The 10,114-nt window shown below is 70.7% G+C and carries 5 protein-coding genes; 3 read left to right on the top strand and 2 right to left on the bottom strand.

The genetic code is table 11. From position 1 onward, the window contains the following. The coding region (locus BM085_RS42250; protein ID WP_093892341.1) for a sensor histidine kinase at window positions 1–2,427 on the bottom strand (2,427 nt) is incomplete at its 3' end. A 572-nt stretch (window positions 2,428–2,999) separates the two neighbouring features. On the opposite strand from BM085_RS42250, the gene BM085_RS42245 reads away from it, so the two are divergent. The 3 genes from BM085_RS42245 to BM085_RS42235 all read left to right on the top strand — a co-directional run bounded on the left by BM085_RS42245 (window position 3,000) and on the right by BM085_RS42235 (window position 8,994). Further along, on the top strand, window positions 3,000–4,784 hold the full coding sequence (locus BM085_RS42245; RefSeq protein ID WP_245790016.1) for an ABC transporter ATP-binding protein: 1,785 nt from the start codon (window positions 3,000–3,002) through the stop codon (window positions 4,782–4,784). Next, entirely contained in the window at window positions 4,781–6,628 is a 1,848-nt protein-coding gene (locus tag BM085_RS42240; RefSeq protein WP_093892340.1) for an ABC transporter ATP-binding protein, read from the top strand. The genes BM085_RS42245 and BM085_RS42240 overlap by 4 nt, the downstream gene beginning before the upstream one ends. A 317-nt stretch (window positions 6,629–6,945) precedes the next feature. Continuing rightward, window positions 6,946–8,994 (top strand): glycoside hydrolase family 71 protein, encoded by a 2,049-nt coding sequence (locus tag BM085_RS42235; RefSeq protein ID WP_093892339.1) that lies wholly within the window; start codon window positions 6,946–6,948, stop codon window positions 8,992–8,994. Window positions 8,995–9,728: 734 nt separating this feature from the next. Here BM085_RS42235 and BM085_RS42225 read toward each other — a convergent pair. Beyond that, a partial coding sequence (locus BM085_RS42225) for an acyl-CoA carboxylase biotin carboxyl carrier protein subunit (RefSeq protein ID WP_143121339.1) occupies window positions 9,729–10,114 on the bottom strand: 386 nt, incomplete at its 5' end.

Below are 10,114 nucleotides of genomic sequence, written 5' to 3'. Positions count from 1 at the left end.
CGCCAGGCCGAGGCCGACCCCGGTGTGGTTGTCGCGGTCGCCGAGCCGCTGGAAGGGCAGGAAGACGCGGTCGTGCGCCTCGGCGGGGATGCCGGGGCCGCGGTCGACGACGCGGATCTCGACGTGGTCGCCGTGCCGGCTCGCGGTGATGAGGACCTTCTTGCCGGCCGGGCTGTAGCGCACGGCGTTGGACATGACGTTGACCAGGATCCGTTCCAGCAGCGCGGAGTCGGCGACGACCTCGGGGAGGTCCACCGACACCTCGCCCTCGACGCGGTCGCGGAGCGGGCCGAGGTCGTCGATCGAGCGCGGGATGACCTCTTCGAGCGCGACCGGTTGCAGGGTCAGGCCGAGCACGCCGGCCTGCAGGCGGCTCATGTCGAGCAGGTTGGCGACCAGCCGGTCGAGTTTGAGCAGGGATTCGTCGGCGGTGGCCAGCAGTTCCTCGCGGTCCTCGGCGCTCCATTCGATCTCGGTGCCGCGCAGGCTCTCCACGGCGAGTCTGGCCGAGGCCAGCGGGGTGCGCAGGTCGTGGCTGACGGCGGCGAGCAGGGCGGTGCGCATCCTGTCGGTCTCGGCCAGCGGCCCGGCGAGGTCGGCCTCCCGGCGCAGGCGCTCCTGGCGCAGCGCCACGGCCGCCTCGGCGGCGAACGCCTCCAGCACGCGCCGGTCGGAGGCCTCCAGCAGCCTGCCCCGTACCGCGAGCACCAGTCGCTCGTCGATCACCACGTCGGCGTCGGCGGCTGCCGGGCAGGTGCAGGGCGGCCCTCCGGAGGTCGCCGCGATCCGCCACGCCTCGGGGTCCGACTGGTCGTCCGGAGCCGGCTCGCCGATCCGTTCCAGCAGCGTGACCGAGGTCAGGGTGAAGGTCTCGCGCAGCCGCGCCAGCAGGGACGGCAGCGCCGACTCGCCGCGCAGCACGTGGCCGGCCAGGGTGGACAGCACCTCGGCGTCCGCGCCCGCCCGCGCGGCCTCCCTGGTACGGCGGGCCGCCAGGTCCACGACCGCGCTCACCATGACGGCCACCAGCACGTAGACGCTCAGCGCGAGCAGGTTGTGCGGGTCGGAGACGGTGAACCGGTCGAACGGCGGGGTGAAGTAGTAGTTGAGCAGCAGGAATCCGGCCACGGCGGCGGTGACGGCCGGCCACATGCCCCCGATGAGGGCCACGCCGATGACCATGAGCAGGAACAGCAGGATCCCGCTGGGCAACGTCAGATCGGCTCTGAACGGGACCAGCGCGGCGGTGAGCACCGGAATGCCCAGCAGCGCCATCGCCCAGCCCGCGCGCCTGCGCGTACGGGTCAGCGCGGCCCTCGGCCGGATGCGCCGCGCGCCCTTGCCCGCCTCGGCGTGGGGGATCATGTGGACGTCGATGGCGCCGGACAGCGCGGTGGCGGTCAGCCCGACACCCCGGGAGAACAGGTGGGCGAACCTGCCTCTGCGGGACGCGCCCAGCACGAGCTGGGTGGCGTTCACCCCGCCGGCGAAGTCCAGCAGGGCGCGCGGCACGTTCTCCCCCACCACCTGGTGGTAGGTGCCGCCCAGGTTCTCCACCAGCGCGCGCTGGCGGGCCAGGCGGGCCGGGTCGGCACCGCCCAGCCCGTCGGAGAGGGTGACGTGGACGGCCAACAGGTCGGCGCCCTTGGACCTGGCCGCGATGCGGGCGGCCCGCCGGATCAGCGTGTCCCCCTCCGGGCCGCCGGTCAGCGCGACCACGACGCGCTCACGGGCCTCCCAGGTCCCCTCGATGCCGTGCTCGGCGCGGTAGCGGTCGAGCTGCTCGTCGACCTTCCCGGCGACCCAGAGCAGGGCCAGCTCGCGCAGCGCGGTCAGGTTGCCCACCCGGAAGTAGTTGGACAGCGCCGCGTCGACCTTCTCCGGCGCGTAGATGTTCCCGTGCGCCATCCGGCGGCGCAGCCCGTCCGGCGGCATGTCCACCAGCTGCACCGCGTCCGCCCGCCGTACCACCTCGTCGGGCACGGTCTCGCGCTGCGGCACCTCGGTGATCTGCTGGACGACGTCGTTGAGCGACTCCAGGTGCTGGATGTTGACGGTGGAGATGACGTCGATGCCGGCGTCGAGGATCTCCTCGACGTCCTGCCAGCGCTTGGCGTTCCTGGAGCCGGGCACGTTGGTGTGCGCCAGCTCGTCGATCAGCGCCACCCTCGGCGCGCGGGCGATGACCGCGTCCACGTCGAGCTCGGTGAAGGCGGCCCCCCGGTGGACCACGGTCCGGCGGGGGACCACCTCCATGCCGGCGATCAGCTCGGCGGTGCGGGGGCGGCCGTGGGCCTCGACGAGACCCACGACGACGTCGGTGCCGCGCGCCAGCCGCCGGTGTCCCTCGTCGAGCATCGCGAAGGTCTTGCCGACTCCCGGGGCCGCGCCCAGGTAGACGCGCAGCCGCCCGCGTGCCCTGTCCATCGGCCGTCGCTCCTCACCGGTCACCCCGCGAGCCGCCCCTCCCGGCGGACGGCTCCCTGCTCCGATCATCTCCTGCCGGGGGCCGGGCCGTGGGGCGTCACGCCCGGCCACCCGGGCGGCCCGAGGCGTTTCCGGGATCAGGTCCGTCTCACAGAGCAAGCAAATACCGAGACTGAGGGCTTTTTGTGCATCTTGACGGCTTCAATACGCATTTAGCGTGATTATTGACGCTACCTCTACGGCAGCTCCGAGTAACAGGACGACCACTCTCAGGACAATTGCCGACACCCCGCCGGGTCGCGGAGACTCTGACCGTCACCCCTCGGCGAACAGGCGAGCGGGCGACACCGATCAGCGGAACACCGCCGGGGGGCTCACGACGCGGAAAATCAGTTGACGGCGGTCTTAGCCTGAGTGGGCCTTTACCCCGGAATGGTGATCAATTCAAGTGAGAACCGTGAGGAGTGTGCTGCCTGCTGATGCCCCCTGATACCGCCCCCGGGCGAGATACCGAGACCCGTCAGTCCCCCACCCCCCGCCCACGCAGCCTCAGGACGAGCTCGCTGTGGCGGATGAAGTCCTACCTCCGTCCCTACACCACCCGCCTGGTGCTCATCTGGATACCGGCCTTCGGCGGGATCGCCATCGGCATCGTCATCCCGCTGATCGGCAAGGAGATCATCGACGGCCCCGTCGCCCGCGGCGACACCGGAGCCCTCCTCCCCCTCGCACTGCTCGCCCTGGCCCTGGGCGTGATCGAGGCGCTGCTCATCTTCCTGCGCAGGTGGTTCCTGGCCGATGCCGTCATCGGCCTGGAGACGACGATCCGCGACGACCTCTACCGGCACCTGCAGCGGCTGCCGATGAGCTTCCACGGCGCCTGGCAGTCCGGCCAGCTGCTCTCCCGCGCGACGACCGACCTGTCGGTCATCCGGCGCTTCCTCGGCTTCGGCATGCTCTTCCTCGTCCTGATCATCTTCCAGATCGTGACGGTGACGGGGCTGCTGCTGCAGATGTACTGGCCGCTCGGCCTGCTGGTCGCCGCGTCGGCGCTTCCGGTCGTGGTCACCTCGCTGCGCTTCGAGCGGGGCTACATCACCGTCTCCCGCCAGGTCCAGGACGAGCAGGGCGACCTCGCCACCGTGGTCGAGGAGTCCGCGGTCGGCATCCGCACGATCAAGGCCTTCGGCCGGGGCCGCCACGTCTTCGACACCTTCGACGACGGGGCCCGCAAGGTCTACCGGACCTCGATGGAGAAGGTACGGCTGTCGGCCAGGTTCTTCACCTTCCTGGAGGTGATCCCGAACGTCACTCTCGCCATCGTGCTGCTGCTGGGCGCGCTCGCGGTCGGCTCGGGCTCGCTGACGCTGGGCACCCTGGTGGCCTTCACCACGCTGATGCTGCAGCTCGTGTGGCCCGTCTCGGCTCTCGGCTTCATCCTGGTCATGGCCCAGGAGGCGATGACCTCGGCCGACCGGGTGATGGAGGTGCTCGACACCGACCCGGAGATCGCCGGCGGCACGGACGCGGTCGAACGCCCCCGCGGCCATCTGCGCTACGAGGGCGTGGAGTTCCGCTTCCCCGGAGCCGCCGAGCCGGTGCTCCGCGACGTCTGGCTGGATGTGCGGCCGGGAGAGACGGTCGCGGTCGTGGGCGCGACGGGTTCGGGCAAGACCACGCTGACCGCCCTCGTCCCCCGGCTCTACGACGTCAGCGCGGGCCGGGTCACGATCGACGGGCACGACGTGCGGGACCTGTCGCTGCCCGCCCTGCGCTCGATGGTCGCCACGGCCTTCGAGGAGCCGACCCTGTTCTCCATGAGCGTCAGGGAGAACCTCACGCTGGGGCGGCACGACGCCACCGAGGAGGAGATCGAGGAGGCGCTGCGGGTCGCCCAGGCCGGGTTCGTCCACCAGCTGCCGTGGGGGCTGGAGACCAGGATCGGCGAGCAGGGCATGTCCCTGTCCGGCGGCCAGCGCCAGCGCCTCGCCCTGGCCCGTGCGATCCTCAGCCGGCCGAGGGTCCTGGTTCTGGACGACACCCTGTCGGCGCTGGACGTCGAGACCGAGGCCCTGGTGGAGGAGGCCCTGCGGCATGTCCTGCGGGACGCCACCGGGATCGTGGTGGCGCACCGCGCCTCCACCGTGCTGCTCGCCGACAAGGTGGCCCTGCTGCTGAACGGCACGATCGCGCACGTCGGCCGCCACCAGGAGCTGATGGCGGCCGTGCCGGAGTACCGGGCGCTGCTGTCGGCGGAGCTGGACGGCGACCCCGACGGGCTGGACGGCCTGGACGGCGCTCCGGACGGGCTGGACGGCCTGGACGGCGACCTGGACAGCCAGGAGGCACTCCGATGAGCCAGACCACGACACAGGGCTGGCGCGGCGTCGCCGCCGAGAACAAGGACGACCTGTCGGAGCAGGTGTCGTTCCTGCTCCGCGCCCGGTCCCGACGGCTGCTCGGCGAGCTGCTGCGGCCGTACCGCAGGGAGATCGCGCTGCTCGTCGCGATCATCGTGATCTGCAACGCCGCCGCTCTCGCCATCCCCTACCTGGTCAAGGTGGGCATCGACGCCGGCATCCCGCCGATGCTCGCGGGCGAGGGGCCGGCCACGCTGGTGACGGTCGTCGTGGCGGTCCTGGCGACTGCGGTCACCCAGGCGGCCACCCGGCAGGTGTTCCTCAGGATGGCGGGCCGCATCGGCCAGAGCATCCTGCTGGAGCTACGGCGGCGGGTCTTCGCCCACTTCCAGAAGCTGTCGCTGTCCTTCCACGACGACTACACCTCGGGCCGGGTCGTCGCCCGGCTCACCTCCGACATCGAAGCCATCTCCGAGATGCTCCAGTCGGGCTTCGACGGCCTGGTCACCGCCGTGCTGACGCTGACCGGCACCGCGGTCCTGCTGCTCGTCCTCGACGTCCCGCTCGCCGTGGTCGCGCTGCTGCCGCTACCGGTCCTGCTGCTGTTCACCCGCTGGTTCCGGCGGCAGTCGAGCATCACCTACCGCAGGACCCGGGAGACCGTGGCGCTGGTGATCGTCCACTTCGTGGAGTCGATGACCGGCATCCGGGCGGTCCAGGCGTTCCGCAGGGAGCCGCGCAACCAGGAGATCTTCTCCCAGCTCAACGCCGACTACGGGCACGCCAACGTGCAGAGCATGCGCCTCATCGCGCTCTTCATGCCGGGCGTCAAGCTCATCGGGAACGTCACGATCGCCGCCGTCCTGTTCTACGGCGGCCTGCTGGCCATCGACGGCGACGTCACGGTGGGCGTGCTGGCCGCGTTCCTGCTCTACCTGCGCCAGTTCTACGAGCCGATGCAGGAGATCAGCCAGTTCTACAACACCTTCCAGTCGGCGGGGGCGGCCCTGGAGAAACTCTCCGGTGTGCTGGAGGAGAGGCCCGCGGTGGCCGAGCCTGACACCCCCGTGACGCTGGAACGGCCACGCGGGGAGATCCGGTTCGAGGAGGTGGAGTTCTCCTACCTGGACGGCACGCCGGTGCTGTCCAGGATGGATCTGGCGATCCCGGCGGGGCAGACCGTGGCGCTGGTCGGCACCACCGGGGCGGGGAAGACCACGCTGGCGAAGCTGGTCTCCCGGTTCTACGACCCTGTCGCCGGCCGCGTGCTGCTCGACGGGGTCGACCTGCGTGATCTCGGCGAGGACTCGCTGCGCGGCGCGGTGGTCATGGTGACCCAGGAGAACTTCCTGTTCACCGGCTCGGTCGCCGACAACATCAGGTTCGGCCGGCCCGGCTCGACCATGGCCGAGGTCGTCGAGGCCGCCCGGTCCATCGGTGCCCACGAGTTCATCTCGGCGCTCCCGGAGGGCTACGACACCCAGGTCGCCAAGCACGGCGGCAGGCTGTCGGCCGGGCAGCGGCAGCTCGTGGCGTTCGCCCGGGCCTTCCTCGCCGACCCCGCGGTGCTGATCCTGGACGAGGCGACCTCCAGCCTGGACGTCCCCGGCGAACGGCTGGTGCAGCGGGCGATGCGGACGATCCTGGCGGAACGGACCGCTCTGATCATCGCCCACCGGCTGTCGACCGTCGAGATCGCCGACCGGGTGCTCGTGATGGACAGCGGCGGCATCGTCGAGGACGGCCCTCCCGACCAGCTCATCGCACGGGCGGGACGCTTCGCCGGCCTGCACCAGGCCTGGCTGGACAGCATCTCGGATCTGCCGGCCCCGCCTGGTTAGGCGCCATTTCCCCGGGACGGGTGCGGCATCGGGCCGTCAGGCGGCGGCCGTGACCGTCCCGGAGGAGAGGCGGGCGCGTCCACCGGGAGGCTGTGACGGAGTCACCACGTTCCGGAACAGTCTCACAACGGGGGATTTGTCATGGTGAGCACACTTTCCGATGCGCCGCCCCGCCGGCTCGACGGTGTACCCCGTTTCAATCGTTCCAATCCTAAATCCCAATAAATCCGGCACCGAAACTTGGGCATTGGCCACATAAGACTGCCGGGTCGCAGCTATGTTGATCACGACTTGTACAGCAAGCCGATGGAGCTCAATTGCCCCCCAACCGACGGACGACGGTCGCGCTGATCGTCGCCGCTCTTTCCCTCGCCGCCTCGGGAGGGCTCGCCACCGTCTCGGCGGCGCCCGCCGCCGCGGCACTGGCGGACACCACGGTGCCCGCGACCGACGACGTCTTCATCAGCCAGGCGGAGCCCGCGAAGTCCTACGGGACCGCGACCTGGCTGTCCGCCTGCGCCGCGTCGTGCAACGGCAAGACCAACGGTGAGCGCCGCGTGCTCACCGGCTTCACCGTCTCGGGCGTGCCGAAGGGCGCCACGAACGTGAAGATGACCCTTGAGGTGACGCCCGGCAGGACCGTCGAGACCGTGGTCTCGGTGCACAAGGTGACCAGCGCCTGGACCGAGAGCGCCACCACCTGGAACAGCAAGCCCACCATCGGTGCGGCCTTCGCCACCCGTGACGGCTTCACCGCGAACAAGGCCGCCGGAATCGACGTCTCCTCGGCCTTCACCGGCAACGGGCGCTACACCTTCGCCCTCACCGCCGGCGAGGGGCCCGTCGCCGTCCTGTACTCCTCGCGGGAGACGGGCGACAGGGGACCGCGCCTGAAGATCAGCTACTCCCCGGCCAGTGCCACCCCGACCCCTACGCCCAGCGCCACTCCCAGCGCCACACCCACCGCTACGGCCACGGCCACGCCGCCGCCGTCGAGCGGGAACTGCCTGCCGTTCGACAAGCTCTCGCCGTCGGCGCTGCGCTCCTTCGACAAGAAGGTCTTCGCCTTCTACTTCCCGCCCTACCCCGTGTCGATCGACAACAAGGACCCCTCCAAGGACCAGCACGCCTCCTGGCTGGACCCGATGGGCTCCAACGGGATGTACGCCGGGCAGGGCGGGCACTCGCGTGACCGGCCTCTGCCGCGCCCGGTGCGCCCGGAGAAGAACTGGCGCCAGCTCGACTTCGAGGTCGAGGTACGGCAGGCGATCGCGATGGGCCTCGACGGGTTCATCTACGAGCACCACACCTCGGCCAGCGACCAGCGGTTCAACCAGTTCCCCGCGATGCTGGCGGCGGCCAAGGCGGTCGACCCCAACTTCAAGATCATGATCAGCCCCGACTTCCCCACGGCCAAGGACTCCCCGCACGACAAGGTCATAGAGGACATCCTCCTGGCCAAGGGGCACCCGTCGCTCTACAAGCTCGACGACGGCACCATCCCGCTCGCGCCGTTCTATCCGGAGCGGCATCCCGCGGCCTGGTGGGACCAGCTGCGCGACAAGCTGGCCGCCAAGGGCATGAAGACCTCGCTCTTCCCGATCTTCCTCAGCTGGAACGGCACCGGGAAGACCGAGTGGAACGACCACGTCGTCGGCTACTCCTCGTGGGGCAGCAAGTGGGTGAGCACGACCGAATCCCTGCGCAAGGGCGGCGTCGAGGCGCACAAGCGGGGACGCCTCTACATGGCGCCGGCCTCGCTCGAGGACGTGCGCCCCAGGGACAAGCGCCTGTGGGAGCCGGCCAACAGCCAGTTGCTGCAGCAGTCGTTCCTGAAGGCCGCACAGGGTGACGCGGACATCATCGCGCTCATCACCTGGAACGACTACGCCGAGTCGTGGGTGGCGCCGTCGGTCAAGCGAGGGTACGCGCCCTCCGACCTGATCACCTACTACACGACGCTGTTCAAGACCGGGAAGGCGCCGGTGGTGGCTCGCGACGCGCTCTACTACTTCCACCGCAGCCACCGCACCGACGCGCCGTTCGACGCCACCAAGCAGACCATCGGCCCGATCAAGGTTCTCAACGGCGACCCCGCCACGAACACCGTGGAGCTCGTCGCCTTCCTCAAGACACCGGGCAAGCTGGTGATCAAGCAGGGTTCCCAGGTCGACACGTTGGACGCGCAGGCGGGGCTGGTCTCGTTCAAGGCGGAGATGGTGCCGGGCACGACGCCCGTCTTCGAGCTCCAGCGCGGCGGGAAGACGGTGCAGACCGTGGAGAGCAAGACCCCGATCCGCAAGAGCGTCGTCTACCAGGACCTCATCAACCACGCCGGAGGCGGCCTGAGCTGCAACCGTCCGTAACCATCGCGGCGTCCCCCCTCGCGGGGGGACGCCGTCCCGGACGCGGACCGCTGAACGCCCGCCGCCCTCCGGCCGCCCGGCAGATCAGGCGGCGAGAAGCTCGTCGTGCTGCGGACCTACGCCCACCGGCGCGCCCGCTATCCGTTCGCGCCACGGGGAGAACGCAGTATCGCCCGCGGCTACCTCAAGGCGCTGCGCCGCGCCCGCTCCCTCATCTACTTGAAGCGCTCCCCATGGATGAATCCGGGGGATTCCAGCCATCCCAACCGTGCGGCTCTGCGCACGGTCGCGACGCTGTTGCTTGGCGGTTCACCTTCCGGCCCCGTTCACACGGGTTTCCACGCCCCAGCCCACGATCCCGTTCCGGGTGACGCGGGCTCCGCCCTCCCGGCGGTGAGTAACGGCCGAAGTCGCGAGCTTGGTTATCGCTCACGTGTTCGAACGCGACCGACTGTACCAGCGCGTGGTGCGCTGCCGCAGCCGGTTCCGGTCAAAGCCCGCTCAGGCGCTGGAGCGCCTTCCCGCGCCGGACTTACCCCCAGGAGCGGTGGCACGCCGGGGGACGCCGGGGCCCCCGCCCGGACGGGCGGCTGCGGCTGTACGAGCCGGCGCCCCTGTCGCCCCTGACCACCGCCTGGGCCACGCCGTTCTACCGGATCGTGTGCGATCCCGACGGGCGTCCCCGCGCCATGCGCCGCAGCGGCGTCTACTGAGCCGCCCCCCGGGCGGGCCGGTCAGCTGTCCTTGATGGCGCAGATGGGGGCGCCGGCGGTGACGCTCTGCCCGGCGGTGGCGGCCAGGCCGGTGACGGTGCCGCTCTTGTGCGCGGTCAGGGGCTGTTCCATCTTCATCGCCTCCAGCACCACGATCACGTCGCCGGCGGTGACGGTGTCGCCGTCGGCGGCCACGACTTTGACGATCGTGCCCTGCATCGGGCTGATCAGGTCGTCGCCGCCGGCCGGGGGGGTGGCGGTCGTGGTGCGGCGCGGGCCGCGCCCGGCCCCTGCGGTGGTGGTGGTGGGGCGGGTGGGGGTGGCGAAGCCGGCCGGGAGCACCACTTCCAGGCGTTTGCCGCCGACTTCGACGGTGAGGCGTTCGCGGCCGGCCGCCTCGGTGGTGT

The organism is Streptosporangium canum (assembly GCF_900113865.1).
Taxonomy (GTDB): Bacteria; Actinomycetota; Actinomycetes; order Streptosporangiales; family Streptosporangiaceae; genus Streptosporangium; species Streptosporangium canum.
The sequence above is the reverse complement of the archived record's forward strand: the minus strand, read 5'-3'. Positions and strand labels throughout refer to the sequence as shown.